The organism is Rhodococcus sp. FW305-130 (assembly GCF_058788335.1).
Genome location: NZ_JBYTAP010000007.1, coordinates 15,321 through 34,268 on the forward strand (window position 1 = coordinate 15,321; position 18,948 = coordinate 34,268).

At 62.5% G+C, this 18,948-nt stretch carries 21 protein-coding genes; 9 read left to right on the forward strand and 12 right to left on the reverse strand.

Annotated elements, in window-relative coordinates:
* Positions 1-31: 31 nt before the first annotated feature.
* Positions 32-1,225 carry a globin domain-containing protein gene (locus AC3WQS_RS21485; RefSeq protein ID WP_020971120.1) on the forward strand — a complete coding sequence of 398 codons (1,194 nt, stop codon included), beginning with the start codon at positions 32-34 and terminating at the stop codon, positions 1,223-1,225.
* A 92-nt stretch (positions 1,226-1,317) separates the two neighbouring features.
* On the forward strand, positions 1,318-1,941 hold the full coding sequence (locus AC3WQS_RS21490; RefSeq protein WP_019745753.1) for a LysE family translocator: 624 nt from the start codon (positions 1,318-1,320) through the stop codon (positions 1,939-1,941).
* 2 nt (positions 1,942-1,943) lie between these two features.
* Here AC3WQS_RS21490 and paaK read toward each other — a convergent pair whose 3' ends face one another.
* The 9 genes from paaK to AC3WQS_RS21535 form a co-directional block, all read right to left on the reverse strand.
* On the reverse strand, positions 1,944-3,245 hold the full coding sequence (gene paaK, locus AC3WQS_RS21495; protein WP_070385022.1) for a phenylacetate--CoA ligase PaaK: 1,302 nt from the start codon (positions 3,243-3,245) through the stop codon (positions 1,944-1,946).
* Between the two features lie 41 nt (positions 3,246-3,286).
* Positions 3,287-4,366, reverse strand: a complete 1,080-nt coding sequence (gene paaE / locus AC3WQS_RS21500) for a 1,2-phenylacetyl-CoA epoxidase subunit PaaE (RefSeq protein WP_019745755.1) — start codon at positions 4,364-4,366, stop codon at positions 3,287-3,289.
* Between the two features lie 4 nt (positions 4,367-4,370).
* On the reverse strand, positions 4,371-4,829 hold the full coding sequence (paaD, locus tag AC3WQS_RS21505) for a 1,2-phenylacetyl-CoA epoxidase subunit PaaD (protein ID WP_046380078.1): 459 nt from the start codon (positions 4,827-4,829) through the stop codon (positions 4,371-4,373).
* A 50-nt stretch (positions 4,830-4,879) separates the two neighbouring features.
* Entirely contained in the window at positions 4,880-5,797 is a 918-nt protein-coding gene (paaC, locus tag AC3WQS_RS21510) for a 1,2-phenylacetyl-CoA epoxidase subunit PaaC (protein ID WP_007730623.1), read from the reverse strand.
* Positions 5,798-5,825: 28 nt separating this feature from the next.
* Positions 5,826-6,143, reverse strand: a complete 318-nt coding sequence (gene paaB, locus AC3WQS_RS21515) for a 1,2-phenylacetyl-CoA epoxidase subunit PaaB (protein ID WP_020909477.1) — start codon at positions 6,141-6,143, stop codon at positions 5,826-5,828.
* Positions 6,140-7,108: a 1,2-phenylacetyl-CoA epoxidase subunit PaaA gene (paaA, locus tag AC3WQS_RS21520; protein ID WP_007730621.1), complete on the reverse strand. Its 969-nt coding sequence runs from the start codon at positions 7,106-7,108 to the stop codon at positions 6,140-6,142. The genes paaB and paaA overlap by 4 nt, the downstream gene beginning before the upstream one ends.
* Positions 7,109-7,200: 92 nt before the next feature.
* Positions 7,201-7,986, reverse strand: coding sequence for an enoyl-CoA hydratase/isomerase family protein (locus tag AC3WQS_RS21525; RefSeq protein WP_172932703.1), 786 nt, complete (start codon positions 7,984-7,986; stop codon positions 7,201-7,203).
* Between the two features lie 27 nt (positions 7,987-8,013).
* A complete protein-coding gene (locus AC3WQS_RS21530; RefSeq protein ID WP_492711733.1) occupies positions 8,014-8,871 on the reverse strand; it encodes a 3-hydroxyacyl-CoA dehydrogenase family protein in 858 nt (285 codons plus the stop codon).
* A complete protein-coding gene (locus AC3WQS_RS21535; RefSeq protein ID WP_031330720.1) occupies positions 8,868-9,596 on the reverse strand; it encodes an enoyl-CoA hydratase/isomerase family protein in 729 nt (242 codons plus the stop codon). Before AC3WQS_RS21535 ends, AC3WQS_RS21530 begins: the two co-directional genes overlap by 4 nt.
* A gap of 107 nt (positions 9,597-9,703) precedes the next feature.
* On the opposite strand from AC3WQS_RS21535, the gene AC3WQS_RS21540 reads away from it, so the two are divergent.
* The 4 genes from AC3WQS_RS21540 to paaI all read left to right on the forward strand — a co-directional run bounded on the left by AC3WQS_RS21540 (position 9,704) and on the right by paaI (position 13,199).
* Positions 9,704-10,315: a TetR/AcrR family transcriptional regulator gene (locus AC3WQS_RS21540; protein WP_019745762.1), complete on the forward strand. Its 612-nt coding sequence runs from the start codon at positions 9,704-9,706 to the stop codon at positions 10,313-10,315.
* A gap of 88 nt (positions 10,316-10,403) precedes the next feature.
* Positions 10,404-12,446 (forward strand): phenylacetic acid degradation bifunctional protein PaaZ, encoded by a 2,043-nt coding sequence (gene paaZ, locus AC3WQS_RS21545; protein WP_492711734.1) that lies wholly within the window; start codon positions 10,404-10,406, stop codon positions 12,444-12,446.
* Between the two features lie 6 nt (positions 12,447-12,452).
* On the forward strand, positions 12,453-12,764 hold the full coding sequence (locus tag AC3WQS_RS21550) for an EthD family reductase (RefSeq protein ID WP_003943191.1): 312 nt from the start codon (positions 12,453-12,455) through the stop codon (positions 12,762-12,764).
* Positions 12,765-12,830: 66 nt separating this feature from the next.
* The gene (paaI, locus tag AC3WQS_RS21555; RefSeq protein ID WP_044480147.1) at positions 12,831-13,199 is read left to right on the forward strand and encodes a hydroxyphenylacetyl-CoA thioesterase PaaI; all 369 of its coding nucleotides are present in this window, start codon (positions 12,831-12,833) and stop codon (positions 13,197-13,199) included.
* An 18-nt stretch (positions 13,200-13,217) separates the two neighbouring features.
* Here paaI and AC3WQS_RS21560 read toward each other — a convergent pair whose 3' ends face one another.
* Both AC3WQS_RS21560 and AC3WQS_RS21565 read right to left on the reverse strand, forming a co-directional pair.
* Positions 13,218-14,993, reverse strand: a complete 1,776-nt coding sequence (locus tag AC3WQS_RS21560) for a CocE/NonD family hydrolase (protein WP_492711735.1) — start codon at positions 14,991-14,993, stop codon at positions 13,218-13,220.
* 96 nt (positions 14,994-15,089) lie between these two features.
* A complete protein-coding gene (locus AC3WQS_RS21565; RefSeq protein ID WP_029256507.1) occupies positions 15,090-15,536 on the reverse strand; it encodes a cupredoxin domain-containing protein in 447 nt (148 codons plus the stop codon).
* Positions 15,537-15,808: 272 nt separating this feature from the next.
* On the opposite strand from AC3WQS_RS21565, the gene AC3WQS_RS21570 reads away from it, so the two are divergent.
* On the forward strand, positions 15,809-16,171 hold the full coding sequence (locus AC3WQS_RS21570) for a hypothetical protein (RefSeq protein WP_029537164.1): 363 nt from the start codon (positions 15,809-15,811) through the stop codon (positions 16,169-16,171).
* Positions 16,172-16,178: 7 nt separating this feature from the next.
* Positions 16,179-17,318 carry a cation:proton antiporter gene (locus tag AC3WQS_RS21575; RefSeq protein WP_492711736.1) on the forward strand — a complete coding sequence of 380 codons (1,140 nt, stop codon included), beginning with the start codon at positions 16,179-16,181 and terminating at the stop codon, positions 17,316-17,318.
* Here AC3WQS_RS21575 and AC3WQS_RS21580 read toward each other — a convergent pair.
* On the reverse strand, positions 17,302-18,063 hold the full coding sequence (locus AC3WQS_RS21580) for a DUF2127 domain-containing protein (RefSeq protein ID WP_492711738.1): 762 nt from the start codon (positions 18,061-18,063) through the stop codon (positions 17,302-17,304). The two genes, AC3WQS_RS21575 and AC3WQS_RS21580, sit on opposite strands and share 17 nt — an antisense overlap.
* A 75-nt stretch (positions 18,064-18,138) precedes the next feature.
* Here AC3WQS_RS21580 and AC3WQS_RS21585 point away from each other — a divergent pair, with 75 nt between their 5' ends.
* Positions 18,139-18,945 carry an alpha/beta fold hydrolase gene (locus tag AC3WQS_RS21585; protein ID WP_438472559.1) on the forward strand — a complete coding sequence of 269 codons (807 nt, stop codon included), beginning with the start codon at positions 18,139-18,141 and terminating at the stop codon, positions 18,943-18,945.
* The last annotated feature ends 3 nt before the right edge of the window (positions 18,946-18,948 follow it).

Genomic DNA, 18,948 nt, shown 5'->3' on the forward strand with positions numbered 1-18,948 from the left:
TCAATCGAATTTCGACCGAACGGAGCAGCTCATGCTTTCCCCACAGTCAACCGAGGTCATTCGCGCCACCCTTCCCGTGGTCGGCGCCGCCATCGGCGATATCACAACCCTGTTCTACCGCAAGATGTTCGACGCACATCCTGAACTCGAACGTGATTTGTTCAATCGCGGCAATCAGAAACAGGGCGAACAGCAGAAGGCTCTCGCCGGCGCCATCGCGGCATTCGCGACGCTTCAGCTCGAGCCGGACAGCGCCAAGGTCGATCTCATACTCTCACGTATCGCGCACAAGCATGCGTCGCTGGGAATCACGCCCGACCAGTACGCAATCGTGCACGAACACCTCTTTGCCGCGATCGTCGAAATACTAGGCGATGCAGTCACTCCCGACGTCGCAGCAGCCTGGGACGAGGTCTACTGGCTGATGGCGGAAACCCTCATCACGATGGAGCGTGGCCTCTACCAACTCGCCGGCGTCGACGCCGGTGACGTCTGGCGCACGGTCAGGATCAGCGAACGAGTTCTTCAGTCCGCCGATACCGTCTCACTGACGCTCACTTCGCTAGACGGCAGTGCACTCCCCACCTTCGCGCCCGGACAGTATCTTTCGGTCGGGGTTACGCTGCCCGACGGCGCTCGCCAGATCCGCCAATACAGCCTGTGTTCGATACCGAGCAGCGCAGACTGGCGGATCAGCGTCAAGCGAATCTCCGGCACTCCTGATGGCGAAGTGTCGAACTTCCTCTACAACAACGTATTCGAAGGTCAGGAACTCTCCGTCACCACGCCTTTCGGTGATCTCACCATGCCGGATGACAACTCACCTCTCCTACTCGCGTCGGCCGGAATCGGTTGCACACCGATGATCGGGATGCTCAATCATCTCGTGGACACCGGCGCCGAGCGTTCGGTCTCTGTCATTCATGCTGATCGATCCATCGCGGATCATGCGCACCGAGCGGAACTCAGCACACTCGTCGACAAGATTCCCGCCGCAACTTTGCATCGTTGGTACGAGGATCTCGGCACGCACGTGGCGTTCGGATCGGTTCACGAAGGACGGGCGGATTTGCAGGACATTGCAGTGGAGCCCGATACCCAAGCCTTCCTCTGCGGGCCGATGCCGTTCATGTTGGCGATGCGCGCATCGTTGCTCGAAAGGGATGTTCCGGCACAGAATATCCACTACGAGGTCTTCGGGCCCGACAGCTGGGCCAATACCTGAGCGGACCACTGCCTGCGAACTGGACCTTGGCGCGCCACGGTAATCCCTTGTGTACTCGACGAAACATACGTACCGAGTAGTGGGAGACCGACATGATCACGTCAGCGTCGATGACGGGAGTCGCGCTGATAGCCCTGGCGATGGTTCTGACACCGGGCCCCAACATGATCTACCTGGTGTCACGCAGCATCAGCCAGGGCCGTCGGGCAGGCTTGATCTCGCTCGGCGGAGTCGCAACCGGTTTCCTGGTCTACCTCGCCGCCACGTGCGCTGGACTGACAGCGGTTCTCTTCGCCGTACCCACGGTGTTCACCGCGGTGAAAATCGGCGGCGCCCTGTATCTGGCCTATCTCGCCTGGTCGACCCTTCGACCAGGTGGGAAGTCCGCCTTCGAGGTGGGCGAAGTCGACCGCCACGGTAGCGGCCGTCTGTTCGGGATGGGGTTGACCACCAATCTGCTCAATCCCAAGATTGCGCTGATGTACGCGGCCCTGATCCCCCAGTTCGTCGATCCCACTGCGGGCCCGGTCTGGCAACAGGCACTCGTACTCGGCGGCGTGCAGATCCTGGTCGCAGTCACTGTCAACGCGTTGATCGTGTGCTGTGCGGCGGCCGTGTCGACCTTCCTCGTGGCACGTCCGGTATGGATGCGGGCTCAGAAGTGGCTTGCTGGTGGCATTCTCGGAATCTTCGCCACCCGCATGGCCCTGGAGTAGTTTCAGTCCTTCGGACGTTGGTCGATCAGACGACGCGCTTTGCCGATCGAGCGTTCGAGTCCGCCGGGTTCGAGAACGTTTACCTCGACCGTGACACCGATCTTGTTCTTCACCAGCTTCTGCAATACAGACGACGCTGCCGCATGGTCCGAAATTGCCGCGTCGGGGCGAGCCTCGACGCGCACTGTCAGGGTGTCCATACGACCCGGACGCTCCAGCACACACTGGAATTGAGGCGCGAGGGCGGGGACGGTCAGGATCAGTTCTTCGATCTGTGTGGGGAACAGATTGACTCCACGCAGGATGATCATGTCGTCGGTCCGGCCGGTGACCTTCTGCATCCGTCGCATCGAGCGCGCCGTCCCGGGCAACAGACGGGTCAGGTCCCTGGTCCGGTAGCGAATGATAGGCAGCGCTTCCTTGGTGAGCGAGGTGAAAACGAGCTCACCTTCCTCTCCGTCCGGCAGCACCTCACCCGTGACCGGGTCGATGATCTCCGGGTAGAAGTGGTCTTCCCAGATATGGAGTCCGTCTTTGGTTTCCACACATTCCATTGCCACGCCCGGGCCCATGATCTCGGAGAGCCCGTAGATGTCGACGGCGTGCATGTCGAGTTGTTGTTCCAGCTCGGTACGCATCTGTTCGGTCCACGGCTCCGCTCCGAAAACTCCAACCCGCAGCGAGGTTTTCGAAGGATCAATACCCTTCTTGATCATCGCATCCACGATGGTCAACATGTACGACGGCGTCACCATGATCGCGTCGGGTTCGAAGTCCTCGATCAGTTGGATCTGCCGCTCGGTCATGCCACCGGACATGGGAATGACCGTGCAGCCCAAACGCTCCGCACCGTAGTGTGCTCCCAACCCGCCGGTGAACAGACCGTACCCGTAAGCCACGTGCACCTTGTCCGAAGACCGCACCCCGCCGGCCGAGAGACTGCGCGCGATGAGATCGGCCCAGTTGTTCAGGTCGTTGCTCGTGTACCCCACCACCGTCGGGCGACCGGTGGTCCCCGAAGACGCGTGAATTCGCGAGACCTTGTCCTGGGGCACCGCAAACATCTTGAACGGATAGTTCTCACGCAGATCCGCTTTGGTGGTGAAGGGGAACTTCGCGAGATCGCTCAGATCCTTCAAGTCGCTCGGGTGGACGCCGGCGTCGTCGAAAGCTTTGCGGTAGTGCGGAACATTGGTGTACGCGTGCATCAGTGACCATTGCATCCGCTCGAGTTGGAGCGTCGAAATGCGGTCCCGGCTGGCGAATTCGATTTCTTGCGAAGTAGCAGTGGCGAGTTCGGTCATGATTGTCTCCGGTGGGCTCAGTGAGGGCGCTGTGCGGGCGGTCAGGCGTCGAAATCGACTGTTATCTGTTCACCGACAGGAAAGGTCTGGCAGGTCAGCACGAAACCCGCGTCGACTTCGTAGTCTTCGAGTGCGTAGTTCCTGCGCATCTCGACATCACCGCAGGTGACCTTGGCGCGGCAGGTTCCGCACACTCCGCCCTTGCACGCGAAGGGCAGATCCGAGCGGTACTGTTCAGCCGCATCGAGAATCGACTGGTCGCGTGGCAACGTCGCGGTGGTCGATCGACCGTCGAGAGTAATCGTCACCTCGCTGCTCGGTCCGACAATTCCGCGCTCACGATGCACTGCAACCGGCGGAGCGACGTCGTCGACGTAGAACAGCTCGTGATGGATGCGATCCTTGGCAATTCCCAAGCCGGCCAGCACTTCCTGGGCGTCGTTGACCATCCCGAAGGGGCCACACAACCAGAATCCGTCGACTTGGTCGCACGGCACGAGAGAGGTGAAGATCTCACGCAACCGGTCGGCGTCGAGACGGCCCGAGAACAACTCGACCTCCCGCGGCTCGCGAGAGAGAACGTGAATGACGTCCAGGCGTGCACCGTACCGGTCCTTCAGGTCGGCGATTTCTTCGGCGAACATCACCGAACGAGTACGCCTGTTCCCGTACAGCAGGGTGACATCGGCCTCGGGGTTCGCCAAAAGTGTTGCAGCGATGGACAGCATGGGCGTGATGCCAGAGCCCGCCGCGATCAGAACGTGCCGTCCACCCAGTGCCGGATCGGCGACAAAATTGCCCGAAGGACCCTGGACGTCGATTTGATCCCCGGCCTTGACGTCGCGCACCAACCAGGTGGAGAAGAGTCCGTCTGCTACTTCGCGAACCCCCACACGTGGAGACGCCCCGACCGGTGCACAGATCGAGTAGGAACGACGGTGTTCGACGCCGTCGATCATCCGCCGCAGTGTCAGTGACTGCCCGGCGCCGAAATCGAATTGATCGGCGATATCGGCAGGCACGTCGAAGGTGACGGCAACTGCGTCGTCGCACAGTGATTCGACACCGGCAACCGTCAACGGGTGAAAGGGTTTGTTCCGGTTCGTCGTTGCGGTACTCATCTGTTCAGATCTCCTTCACGTGATCGAACGGCTCGAGGCAGTCGAGGCAGCGATACAGCGCTTTGCACAGGGTCGCACCGAATTCCGAACTCAGTCTGGTGTTTGCCGAACCGCACTGGGGGCAGAGGATGTCGCGGGGCTTGGCCGTCAAGGTCAATGCGATCGGCCCCGAGGTGCGGCGCGGCGCTGCCCCCGGCACCGAGTACCCAGCCGTTCGAAGTTTCGCGAGCCCCTCCTCGCTGATCCAATCCGAACTCCAAGGCGGCGACAGTTGAGTCTTGATCCGGACGCTGCCGTATCCCGCATCGTTCAGCTTGTGCTCGATGTCGTCTCGCATCGTCGCCATCGCGGGACACCCGGAATAGGTGGGAGTGATTGTCACACAGACGAAGTTCGCTTCGACGTCGACCGATCGGATGACGCCGAGGTCGGCCAGAGTAAGCAGTGGCATCTCCGGATCCATCACCGAGGCGACGATCTCCTGCGCGGAAGAGACGGTGGTGGCAGCCACGGTCACCACACCCCTTCCGGGTGCTCCCGAGCGACGCTCTGCATTTCGGCAAGAAGTAGTCCCAGCGCCCCGGTGTGCAGTCCGGCACGTCCACCGCGGCCGCCGACGAAACCGGAGAAACGTGAAGGGGGCTCTTCCATTTCGGCCGCATGGAGGACCTGGGCAAGAACAGCGTCGAACTCCGGCCGAACAGTACGCGGATCCACTCCGACGCCAACTTCTGCCAAAACGAGTTCGTCCTGGGTGGGAACAAAGAGTTCGTCCACGAACGGGAAGATCTCGAGCAGGGCGTCGGCCGTCCGACGCTTGGATTCTGCCGTGCCGGCGCCCAAGGTGACGACCCATCTTGCCGCGTAGTCGCGGTGATAGGTCAGTTCCTTGACACCTTTGTTCGCCACAGCTGCGAGAACCGGATCGCGCGACATGCGCAGCCGATCGAACAGCGCCAGCCGCCAGGTCGAGAACACGAGTAGCCGAACGACCGTGTGCGCGAAGTCGCCGTTGGCGAGTTCCACCAGTCTCACGTTGCGGAACCCGAACTGATCACGAAAGAAGGCGAGCGCATCTTCGGCCGGCACCGGCGACGTATCCGAAATGAACGGAACCACAGTGGAATCGGCTGCTGCCGCGCGAGCCAGCAGCAGCCTGGCCTGCCCGATCAAGTCCAGGCCGACGTTGGCGAGAGCTACCTCTTCTTCGAGTTCCGGTGCTCGCGTGGACCATTCGGCGAGTCGTTGCGAACTGACGAGCGCGTCGTCGCCAAGCATGAGGCAGTAGCGCGCCAGCGCACCGAGATCGACATCGCCGGGCACCGTGGTGTCGACTCCGGCGAGGGGGTCGTCGAAGCTTGTTCCGAACGCCCACTGACCGTGGCCGTCACCGTCGACCAGGCCGTCGTAGGCACTGTCGTGATCGTTCATCTGTTGGTCCTCGAAGTCGAAGTGATTCTCACATGTGCGGAACGGAGTCCGGAATGTCGTAGAAGGTCGGGTGCCGGTAGACCTTGTCGCCGCTCGGCGCGAAGAACGGATCCTTTTCTGCCGGACTCGAAGCCACGATTTTCGCGGATGGCACGACCCAGATACTCACGCCTTCGTTACGTCTGGTGTAGACGTCGCGCGCGTGGCGTAGCGCCATCTGGTCGTCTGCCGCGCGCAGGGATCCGACATGCACGTGGTTCAGTCCGCGCTTTCCCCTCAGAAATACCTCGTACAAAGGCCATTCGCCCCGCACCTGATCGCCCTGTACCTGATCGTTCTCGCTCATGATGTTTCCCCAGTCGTGCGATCGTGCGCGAGTCTCTCGCGCTGTGCAAAGGCGTAGGCGGCGTCGCGAACCCAGGCCCCGTTGTCGTGTGCGGCTTTCCGATTGGTGATCCGCTCGACGCTCGCCGCTCCGTTGCCGCGGACCACATCCATGAATTCGCTCCAGTCCGGCTCGCCGAAATCGTGTGCGCCACGCTCAGGGTTCCAGCGCAGGTCGGGATCAGGGAAGGTCACACCGAGTATCTCGGCCTGCGGTATCGACATGTCCACGAATCGCTGCCGCAGTTCGTCGTTCGTGTGCCGCTTGATGCGCCACTTCATCGACTGCTCGGTGTTCGGCGATTCGTCGTCCGGCGGTCCGAACATCATCAGAGCGGGCCACCACCATCGGTCGACGGCTTCCTGCACCATCGCACGTTGAGCTTCCGTGCCGCGCATCATCGTCGCCAACAACTCGAAGCCTTGCCGCTGATGGAACGATTCCTCCTTGCACACACGGATCATCGCGCGCGCATACGGCCCGAAGGAGCTGCGGCACAGCGGAACCTGATTGCAGATAGCGGCTCCATCCACCAGCCAGCCGATCACACCCACGTCGGCGTAGGTCAGCGTCGGATAGTTGAAGATCGAGGAGTACTTCTGCTTTCCCTCGATCAGTTTGGTGGTCAGATCGCCACGATCGGCACCGAGCGTCTCGGCCGCGGAGTAGAGATACAGACCGTGCCCGGCCTCGTCCTGGACCTTCGCCATCAAGATCGCCTTGCGTCGCAACGAAGGCGCACGGGTGAGCCAGTTTCCCTCGGGCTGCATTCCGATGATCTCGGAGTGGGCATGCTGGGCAACCTGACGAATCAGAGTCTTGCGGTAGCCGTCCGGCATCCAGTCGCGAGGCTCGATGCGCTGGTCTGCCGCGATCGTCTCGTCGAACAGGTTCTGCAGGTCTTGTGGAGCTTCCACGTTGGTCATCGTACCTACCTTTTATTACCGAATGATCGGTTGGTAACTAGTATGCACCGAGGTGTCCCAGCGCACAAGAGAATCTTTCGACGCACCAGAAATCAGCGGCCCTCGAAAACCGGCTTCTGCTTCGACAGGAAAGCCGTGACTGCGCCTTGATGATCTGCCGTCGAACCCAGCTCCACCTGTGCGTTCGCCTCGGCCTCCAGCGCCTGGGAAAGCCCAGGAGCAACGGCACGGATCAGCGATTTCACGTGGGCGAAGGCCGCGGTGGGTCCGTCGGCAAGCCGACGCGCGAGTACCCGAGCCTCAGCTGCGACGTCCTCGTCGGCCACCACGCGATGAACCAAGCCCCACTCCAGTGCGCTCTGCGCGTCGAACTTGTCGCCGAGCAACATCAGGCCACTGGCACGGCTGGGTCCGAGCGCGTGCACGAGCGCATGACTGAGCCCGGAGTCACTGGCCAGACCGATGCCGGTGAATGCCGTCGCAAAGCTCGCGCGAGCCCCCACGACCCGGATGTCTCCGGCCAACGCGATCCCCAACCCGGCCCCGACGCAGGCCCCACCGATACCCACCACTACCGGGACAGAGAGCGTCGACAGCGCCGTGACGATGGGGTTGTAGTGCGCGGCGACGGTATCCATCGCGTGCGCCGGATCAGCATTCAACGCTGCCGCGTGCTCGCCCAGATCCTGACCGACGCAGAAGTTCTTGCCTTCGGCGAGAATCAACACCGCTCGAACGCCTGCGTCCGCGCGGACCTGCAGCAACGCTTCGAGCAGCTGAGACTTCATTTCGCCGTTGACGGCATTGGCTGCCTCAGGCCGGTCGAGAGTGATTGTCGCCAAACCTCGCTCGATCTCCAAGCGGATCACGTCAGTCATCGATGTTCCTTTCGCAGGCAGTTCGGTTCAGCTCCATGTGTGAAAACCCTGTCCCGTCTTGCGCCCCAACTCGCCGCGAGCCACCTTCTCTCGCAGCAATGCTGGAGGAGTAAATCGATCACCGAGAGTGCTCGCGAGGTGTTCGGCGATCGCCAGGCGCACATCCAACCCGACCAGATCTGTCGAACGAAGCGGCCCCATCGGATGCCGGTACCCCAATTCCATGGCCCGGTCGATCGATTCCGCGTCCGCCACACCTTCTTCGAGCATGCGGATGGCTTCGAGCCCGAGACCGACGCCAAGCCGGCTGGTTGCAAAACCAGGTGAGTCGTTGATGAGCACCTCGGCCTTGCCGAGCATCGACACCCATGCCCGTACCGAGTCGACAACCTCGGGGCGGGTCTGAGGTGCCCGGACGATCTCGACCAACAACGACGCCGGGACTGGATTGAAGAAGTGCATACCGATGAACCGGCTCGGATCCGTCAGCGCTGCGCCGAGTTCGGCGATCGACATGGAACTGGTGTTGCTGGCGATCACGGTGCGTTCTCCGGCAACGGTTTCCGCAGCGGCGAGCACCTCGACCTTGAGGGCCGCAATTTCCGGGACCGCCTCGACGATCAGGTCGAGCGACGGGGGTAAGGAGCTCACTGCGCCTACGACGCTCACGCGCGCGAGGACCGTCGCGGGATCCTGGTCGCCGAGTTTCCCTCGCTCGTGGGCGCGGTCGAGGCCGGTGGAAACACGCTGTAACGCTGCCTCGGCGTCGCCACTCTCCGCGATGGTGACCGCCCCGCCGAGACCGGCGAACACCTGGGCGATACCTGCACCCATACGTCCACCGCCGATGACTCCGACGGTCTTCGGTGCAACTGCTTCAGTCATGATTTCTTCTCCAGGAAGGCCGTCATGCGATCACGCTTGTCCGAACTCTCGAACAGGACAGCTTGGGCGATGTCGTCGGCAAACGGATGCGATCCCGGCGCGTCGACAATGATCTTCGTCAATCGCAGTGCCAGCGGGGACAGTCGGGAAATACGGTCGAGCAGCCGATGCGCTGCATCGACATGGCAGTTCGGTTCGGTCACCTCGACAACCAGGCCCGCTCGTAGCGCCTGCTCGGCGTCGAGGTTCCTGGCACCGAGGAGCACTTGCTTCGCGATCGAGACTCCGACGAGCTTCGGCAGCCGATAGCTGGCGCCGGCGGCTGCCATTATGCCGAGATTGGGCTCGGGATTACCGAAGACCGCCGTCGTTGTCGCGACGCGAATGTCACAGGCGTAGGTCAACTCTGCCCCGCCGCCGAGCGCATAGCCGCTCACGGCGGCCACGGTGGGCAGCGGGAGCTTTCCGATACGGTCGAACAGGGTCCGGTTGATACCCGCAAACGCTTCCTCTCGTCCGCGCGCTCGGAGCTCCGCGATGTCAGCGCCGCCCGCGAAGTGGTCTCCGCGCCCGGCAAGCAGGAGCAGCTTCGGATCCCGTTCGAGGCGTCCACAAACCTGATGCAGTTCGTCGATCATTTCCGCGTTGATCGCGTTGCGTTGCGCGGGCCTGTCGAGGGTGACCACGACGCGATCCTCGCGCTCGTCCACGTGCAGGGTGTTCACATTCGCTCCTTCTCGCTCTCTTACATTAATAACCGAACATTCGGTCGTTTGGCAAGAGTGAAAACGAGGTTGGTGCACAGCTTTGCCCGAACTGAGAAGATGGGGGCATGACTACGGCACGCCCCACTCGACGCACCGGCCTCCCCGGACGTCCCGGCTACGACCTCGATTCGCTCTTAGCCGTGGCTGTAAAGGTGTTCAACGACAAGGGCTACGACGGCGCCAGCATGGAGGTGCTCGCCAAGAAGCTCGGCATCACGAAGTCCTCGATCTACCACCACGTGTCCGGCAAGTCGGAACTTCTCGAACTCGCACTTTCGCGTGCCCTCAACGCCCTGTTTGCGGTCACGACCGAAGAAGGCGCCACCACCGGTCCGTACATCGACCGGCTCGAATACCTGGTCCGGCGCAGCGTAGAGGTGCTGGTCGCAGAGCTTCCGTACGTCACCCTGCTCCTGCGCGTCCGCGGCAACACGACGGTCGAGCGGGCCGCACTCGCCCGTCGACGCGAATTCGACAACTTCGTCGGAGGCCTCGTCTCGTCCGCCGCAGCGGAGGGAGACCTGCGCCCGGACATCGAACCGGCCCTCGCCAGCAAGCTGATGTTCGGCACCGTCAACTCACTGATCGAGTGGTACAAACCCCGAGCGGGCGAGTCCGTCTCCGACATTGCCGACGCGGTCGTCGCCGTCACTTTCGACGGACTTCGCAAGGCCTGATTCCAGGCAGTTCTGCCGAATCCTTGACAACGCGGCGTTACCGGGCGATCGTAATTACCGACCGAACGTACGGTGAGATGGAGTTGTCGTGAGCAGACTGTTGGAAAGCTATGTAGCCGGTCGCTGGTACGCCGCACCGGACGCAGGTACCCCGTTGCCGAGCGCAGTGGACGGATCGGAGGTGGCCCGGATCTCCGCAACCGGCGTCGACCTCGCCGAGATGGTTACGTACGCACGCGAGGTCGGCGGGCCTGCACTGTCTGCGATGACCTTCCATGAACGTGCCGGCGCGCTCAAGGCTCTCGCCCTCACGTTGATGGCAGGAAAAGCCGAGTTCTACGCACTCTCCACTGCCACCGGCGCGACGACGCGAGATTCCGGCGTGGACATCGACGGTGGATTCGGAACCCTGCTGAGCTACGCGAGCAAGGCTCGGCACGAATTGCCCGACAGCACAGTCTTTCTGGATGGAAACGTCGAAGCTCTGGGCAAGGGCGGAACTTTCCTCGGGCAACACATCTATACGTCACGCCGCGGCGTCGCCGTACAGATCAACGCCTTCAATTTCCCGGTGTGGGGGTTCCTGGAGAAGCTGGCACCGGCATTCATCGCGGGTGTGCCGTCCATCGTCAAACCTGCCAGTTCCACGGCATATCTCACCGAACTCGTCTTCCGGCGCATCATCGAATCAGGCTTGCTCCCGGAGGGTTCCGTCCAACTGCTCTCCGGTAGTGCACGCGGCCTCCTCGATCACCTCGGCGGGCAGGACTCAGTGGCATTCACCGGATCCGCCGACACCGCCGCAACGCTGCGTGCTCACCCGAACGTCGTCGGCAAGGGCGTCCATTTCAATGCCGAGGCCGATTCACTCAACGCGTCGATCCTTGGCGAGGACGCCGTACCAGGAACGCCCGAATTCGATTTGTACGTCAAACAACTCGTCACCGAAATGACAGTCAAGGCGGGTCAGAAGTGCACGGCGATCCGGCGCGCCCTGGTGCCGGTCTCGCTGGTCGACGCCGTTGTCGATGCCGCATCCGAGCGACTGAACAAAGTGATCGTGGGACACCCCGATGCCGACGGCGTCACGATGGGAGCTCTCGCCAGCATCGAGCAGCGCGATGAAGTCTTGAAATCCATTCGCGGTCTGACGAAGTCGGCAACTATCGTATTCGGAGACCCGGACAACGTCGACGTGATCGGTGCCGACGGCCAGTCAGGGGCCTTCCTTTCCCCTGTCCTTCTCCGGGCGGAAGAGAATGCGCACGAGGTACACGAGCTGGAGGCCTTCGGACCCGTCAGCACCGTCATCGGATACGACGGCATCGATCATGCGATCGAACTCGCGGCCCGTGGCGAGGGAAGCCTCGTCGCCTCGGTGGTCACTGCCGACACCGACATCGCACGTCGACTGGTGCTGGGCCTCGCAGCTTTTCACGGCAGAGTGCTCGTCCTGAACCGCGACGACGCCAAGGAATCCACCGGCCACGGCTCTCCCCTTCCAGTCCTCGTACACGGCGGTCCGGGCCGTGCCGGCGGCGGTGAGGAGCTGGGTGGCATCCGCGGAGTTCTACACCACATGCAGCGGACGGCCGTGCAGGGCACACCCGACGTGCTCACCGCGGTCGGCGAGCGCTGGTTCACCGGGTCAGCGCGCACGACCGGATCCGAACATCCATTCCGAAAGAGTCTCGCCGAGTTGAAGATCGGCGACACCGTTGTCGGCGGTCCGCGCCAGGTCACACTCGCAGACATCGATCATTTTGCAGAGTTCACCGGTGACACCTTCTACGCACACACCGATCCGGTGGCCGCAGCGGCGAACCCGCTGTTCGGCGGCATCGTCGCACACGGCTATCTGGTTGTCTCACTCGCTGCCGGTCTGTTCGTCGACCCGGCTCCCGGCCCGGTTCTCGCGAACTTCGGCGTGGACAGCCTCAGGTTCCTGACCCCGGTGAAAGCCGAAGACAGCCTGACGGTCACCCTCACAGCCAAGACCATCACACCTCGCAGCAGCGCCGACTACGGTGAGGTTCGTTGGGATGCCGTGGTGACGAACCAGGACAACGATCCGGTCGCGACATACGACGTCCTGACTCTGGTAGCCAAGACTCGCCCCGAAGGGAATTGAAAGCACATGACCTATCGAGTAGCAGTATGTTACGGACGCCCCACCGATCCGGAGGCTTTCGACAAGTACTACAACGAGATCCACGTCCCGCTCGCCAGCGCAGTGCCAGGACTCTCGGACTTCACGTTCAGCAAGTGCTCGACGCTTGACGGCTCCGATCCAGTCTTCTACGCCGTCGCCAACCTGGTGTTTCCCGATCTCGAGACGATGCAGAGCGGCCTGAAGTCCCCGGAGATGGGCGCCGCTGGAAAAGATGTCGCAAACTTTGCCACCGGCACAGTCGACATGTACGTCCAGGAAGTTGTCTCGGTCCTCTAGACCCCTGCAATTCTCCGATCCCACAGGAGTTGTCTCGTGAGTACAGGAAGCATCACCGCCAGAGAGATGTTCGACGCGGACCAGGCGTCGCAGGCACTCGGTATCGAGATTTCCGAGCTGGCGCCCGGTAGCGCAACCGTGACCGTCACCGTGGGCGAAACCATGGTGAACGGTCACGGAATCACACACGGTGGTTATGTTTTCCTGCTCGCGGATACCGCGTTTGCGCTCGCCTGCAACGGCTACGAGGATTCAGCCGTTGCAGCGCGCGCGGACATCCGATTTCTACGTCCGACCCGTCTGGGCGACACCTTGACCGCGATCGCCACCGAGAAGGCACGAGGCGGTCGAAGTGGGATCTACGACGTGACCGTTCGCAACGGCGACACCGTCGTGGCCGAGTTCCGCGGCGACAGTCGAACCATTTCTCGCTGAAATTCAGCCCACGGTGTTTCAGCTCACGACGGGGAGTTCGAGGGGGCCGGAACCGTCGGCAAAGATCGTCACCGGCATACCTTGCAGTCCCCCACGGAAACTGATGTCGCCACCGGTGATCGCGAGACGCACGGAATGCCCTGGCTCGAATCGATGCACTATCGCCGGCATCGTCACCGGGACCGGCTGGGACGGATCACTGATGCGTATGGGCGCAATCAGTCCGTTGATCAGCGAGGAAGTTCCGTCCGGGGCCACGTCGTAGAGTTTCGCGAACACCACCGGCTGTCCGGGCGCCGCAACACGCAGCGTCACAGTGGGGGCTCCCACCACGTCCATCGCCTCGTTCATCGGCGCAGTGGTCCAGAGCGCCTCGGTTCCCGGAATCTGTGCATTCGGAATGTTTCCGGCCGGATTGATATTGAGCGGCTCGACGCCTGTCGGCAGCCCACCCGGTGCCGTGACGATCGTCTTCGGACCAGGTATCACCGGCGTGCCGTCCGGCAGCAGTCCCCCGTCAGCGGACAGATGGAAGGCGCGGGCGGTCCCGACATCGACGGTGTCGGACGTCGCGTATGCCGGCGCCGCGTTTCCCTCGTAGTCGATCCAGTTACGGAAATACGCGAATTCCGGTCCTGTCTCCGTGTTCTCGTCCTTGAGGTAGTGATCGAACCAGTCCATGAAGCGACCGGTTTCGTATTGCGCGTCTTCGTCAGGAGCGGAGAAGCTGAATTCGCCGGGCGCAGCGGCCAAATGGCTGTGCCCCCACGAATGCCAGATCATCTTGGCATCGACGCCACGATCCTTCAGCGCGTCGTAAGTCGCGGTTGCCTCGTTCAGATCGAACAGGGTGTCCTGTTGTCCCTGAGCAAGCAGTACTGGAATGTTGATCCGGTCGACGAACGACGAGACCGACGACGCTCGGAGCTCACTCACTACCTGCGGTCCGATGTCGCCGGTCACCACCGCCTCGGCGATCGCGTTGCACATGTAAGGGACGTAGTTCGGGCAGCCGGGTAGCCGTGCGGGATCTGCGATGTAGCCGTCCACACCGGGATTCGCGATGCCCGCGCCGAAGAGCAGCGATGCAAAGAGCACCTTCGCAGCTCCCGGCTCCGCTGTCGACACACCGGAGATGATGCCCGTGCTGTTGGGCGCCAGAGAATACGAGAGATCGTTCCAGGTGATCATGGGGATGATCGTGTCGATACGGGGATCGACACTCGCGGCGGCGAATTGAATCCCGCCGCCGTAGGAGCCACCCGTCATTCCGACCCGCGGGTCGTTCGTCGACGGTGCACCGGTGTGATCGACGGAGTCCTGAACCACCGCGGTGAGCGCCGGATAGGGCTGCGTCAGAGCCTGATCCGTGAAGGCAATCCCTTCTTGGCCGCCGAGGAAGCTGACCAACTGGGAGGCAGCGACGCCGTCGTACGCGGGAGAATCGAGTGTGATCTTGCAACCCGAGCCGCCGAAACCCAATCCCGAATACGTCAGTCCGACATACCCGTTCTCGGCGAAGTTCTGCAGCGCGGGAATCTGGTCCTTGTACGAACCACCGAACCCGTTGGTGGTCAGGATCGCGGGCGCTGGGTTGTCCGCATCGACGCCGTCGGGAACAAAAAGTTCACCGACGACGGTGCACGGCGTCGAGAGTTCAGGCCCGACATCGACCGAGAAGTACAGCAGCTGTGACGAATACGAGCCGTTCGGTGGATCCGCGAGCGCCGGCGGCGAAAAGCCGAGGGCACAAACCACGAGCGTGACGACACTGATCGCAATTCTCCGGCGCATCTGAAAACCGTACACCCGGATCTGTTCTCCACCAGCCTGATCGGGTGCGCGCCGCCGAAGTTTCCGGAGCAAAAGCTACGCCGGACGGGCCGACCTCTACTTGACCGTCAAGGTGCCGCGCATACTCGGGTGGTAGGTGCAGTGGAACGTGTACGTTCCAGGCTCGTTCGGCACCGTGATGGTTTCCGTCTCACCCGCTTCGATGTCCTCGTTGAACAACCCTGCGGTATCGGACGTGACCGAGTGCTCGACGGTGTCGTTGTTCTGAATGGTCAGTACCTGTCCGGGCATCACCGACTCCGGCGTCGAATATTCGAAACCGCTGATCACGATTCCCATCGACGACGCTCCCGGCGTCGACATACCCAGAGGCATGCTCGGCATCGACATACTGGTCGGCATGCTCGTCATCGGCATACTGGTCATCGCCATGCCGTCGTGATCGGCCGAATCGTTGTCCGACGAATCGTTGTTGTCACTGCACGCGGTCAGTGCGAACACCGCCAGGATCAGCGCTGCGAGCACTGCGAGAATCCGCTTCATTGCTTCGCCTCCTGCTCGTTCCCCCGCAGTCTGCTGATTACCCGCCGCCTAGGGGGCCAAACAGCTCCGATGTGGTGCCTGCGGCGCTGATAGTGCACGATTTCTGCACCAGCTCCACTCGCGGACCGACACTGAAGGAAACAGCACAGATGGCCAAGAGCAAAACGTCGAAGGCAGCCCAGCCAAAGGCGCCGAAGCCAGCCCAGCCGAAGGCTCCCAAGACAGCAGAGCCGAAGGTAGCCGAGAAGGCTCCTGCCGTTCTCTGGAAGGACCTGCCGGACGAGCACGACTACCCGGCGGCCCGCGATTACCTCCAGTTGGGCGCGACACCGGTTCAGGTCCAAGCTCTCGTGTACGCCCTCAAGACGGCGACGCTGGTCTCGAAGAAGGCCAAGGACATCCTGCGGGCCGCCGGGCTACCCCTGCTCCCGGTCGACAACCCGCACGTTGCTGCCGACCTGTTGAAGATCCGCAAGGGGATCGCGCTGTCTCCGATCCTGCTGGTGCAGGGAGACTTCCGCGCCGGAGTACCGGCGCAGATCGCCGACGGCTACCACCGTGTCTGTGCGAGCTACCACGTGGACGAGAACACCGGCATCCCTGCAAAGATCGCTCCCTCGACAGTGACGTCGTAGGTCGTCGATGACCTTCGGCATCCTTGCCCTCGTCGCGCTGGCCGGCATCCTCGGTCCGCTGCTCGGCGCTCGCGTCAGTTGGCATGTCCCCGTGGTGGTCGGCGAACTTGCCGCGGGCGTCGTCTTCGGTGTCACCGGTTTCGGGCTGCTCGACTCTTCGGACCAGACTTTCACGTTCCTGGCCGATATCGGGTTCGCGCTCACGATGATGGTGGCCGGCTCACACGTCCCGGTCCGCGATCCGGCAGTTCGTGCGGCAATCGGCAAGGGTGCCGTTCGCTCGGTTGTCGTCGGACTCCTGTCGGTGGTTGCCGGCTACGGTGCGGCGACGGCATTCGGCACCGGTCACGCCGCGCTGTACGCGGTCCTGATCGCGTCGTCGTCCGCGGCGTTGATTCTCCCCATCGTCGATTCGCTGGGGCTCGGTGGAACCTCGGTTCTGCAGATGACTGCCCAGGTCGCGATCGCGGACACCGTCTGCATTGTCGCGCTGCCTCTGGTGATCGATCCGGACAATGCCCCTCGTGCCGGTGTCGGCGCACTGGCGGTGGCGGCGTGTGCGGTTGCCTTGTTCTTCGTACTGCGAGCCTTCCACCGGTCCGGCCATTGGCGAAAGCTCCACAAATTCTCGGAGAAACGAAAGTTTGCACTCGAACTCCGGATCAATCTGGTGATCCTCTTTTCTCTGGCAGCGCTGGCCTCCAGCACTCACGTGTCGATCATGCTCGCGGGCTTCGCCTTCGGACTGGTCCTGGCCGCGATCGGTGAACCCCGCCGCCTCGCCAAACAACTCTTCGCGATCACCGACGGCTTCTTCGCGCCCCTCTTCTTCGTCTGGTTGGGAGCGGCGATCAATCTGCGCGACCTCGTCACTCATCCGTCCGCCATCTGGCTCGGATTGGTCTTGGGCGGAGCAACTCTCGTGGTTCACGCCGCGATACGCGCCCTCGGTCTCCCGCTCCCTCTCGGCGTGCTGTCCGCCGCACAACTGGGAGTACCGGTTGCCGCAGTGACGGTGGGCACTCAATTGGGGGTGATGGGCGACGGTGAACCCGCAGCCATCCTCCTCGCCGCCATGATCACGATCGGGGCAGCAACACTGGCTGGTGCTGCCGCGTCGAAAGCCGTTCTCACGAAGCCTGTTTGACCGCGGCCCGCTCCACCGTCAGCAGGCTCTCCTCCGAATGTTCGGCGTGATACGCCGCGCCGCCGCCGCGGACACCGAATAGCCGCTTGCTCCAGATCAGCCACACGACGGCGGCGACGTTCACCAGCAGCAGCCCGGCCCTCAACCACGTGATCTTCTCGGTCAATTCGTAGATTTCGAGGGGCAGGAACAAGCTGGTCGCCACCACTGCGAAGTACTGGCCCCAGCGTTTGACCATCCACAGCCCGACGGCCTCGATCACTTGCAGGCCGGCGTAGACCAACAGACCGACCGCGATCCAGGTGAGCGTCGTCGCCGACAACGAAAACGCCTGCTCGATGTGATGGACCAGTTTGGAATCGTCGATGTTCCAACCCAGCTGGCGGGCCAATGGTCTGATCAACGGCAATTCGTTCTCGAAGGCGTCCTCGACGCGCCCCTTCGACGATCTGAGTTTGAACACCCCGATCGCCAGAAGAACCAACCCCAGAGCGCGGAACATTCTCTCGGTGGCAAGAAGTCGCATGATCAACCGGTCGCGAAGCAGCCGTCCCCGCGGAACCTCGGGAGCGGCGTCCGCCGGCCCGGACGCTCGCGGTGCTCCCGGGACGAAGTTGCCGCAACGTAGACACCGCCAAGCCTGTCCTACCGCTGTCTCCACATGAAGTCGATCCCGCAGCTCAGGTTCGTCCGGAGCGTAGGTCTCGTGACCGTGCCAACTGCACGAGCGCAATGCGAAGTCCACGGGTGAACTCTATGCCGCATATGCCCGGTAGCGTGGATACCCGCTGACCGTGCACTTCGAACGATGAGGATTCCGATGACAACCACCAAGATCGAAACCCGGCATGGCGTCATGGCAGTCGACGACAGTGCCACCGAAGGTTTCCCGGTTGTCTTCATCCACGGAAACTCGGCCAGCCGCTCCATCTTCCGTCATCAGGTCGACGCCGGATGGGCGGGCGACTACCGCATGATCACTCTGGATCTGCTCGGCCACGGCGACTCCGAGGACGCGGGCGAACCCGAAGCCGCGTACACACAGAACGGTTACGCCGACGCCATCGTCGATGTTCTGACCGAACTCGGCGTCGAACGAGCGGTTGTCGTCGGGTGGTCGCTCGGCGGACACATCGCTCTCGAGTTGATCGCGAAATTCCCCGGGCTCACCGGAATCGTCATCACCGGTACGCCACCGGCAAATCCCGAGACGCTCGGCGACGCATTCAATGCCGGCGACGGATTGTCCATCGGCGGCACCGAGGTCATCACCGCGCAGGAAGCCGAACTCTACGCACGGATGACCGCCGTTCCCTTCGAGCAGTCAGCCCTCGACGCCGCGATACGCACGGACGGGCGCGCTCGCAAGATCATGTTCGACGCATTCGGCGCGGGCCGCGAATCGGATCAGAAGTCCCTGGTTGCAACGGCGTCTGTGCCTCTCGCGGTGATCGACGGCGCCGAGGACCCGTTCGTCAACACGTCCTATGTCGCGTCGTTGACCTTCGCGAATCTCTGGGAGGGCACGTATCACGTGATCCCGGGAGTCGGGCATGCAGCGTTCTGGGAAGCACCCGAGATCTACAACCCTCTGTTGCAGCGGTTCCTCGCCAGTTTCGCGAAGTAACTA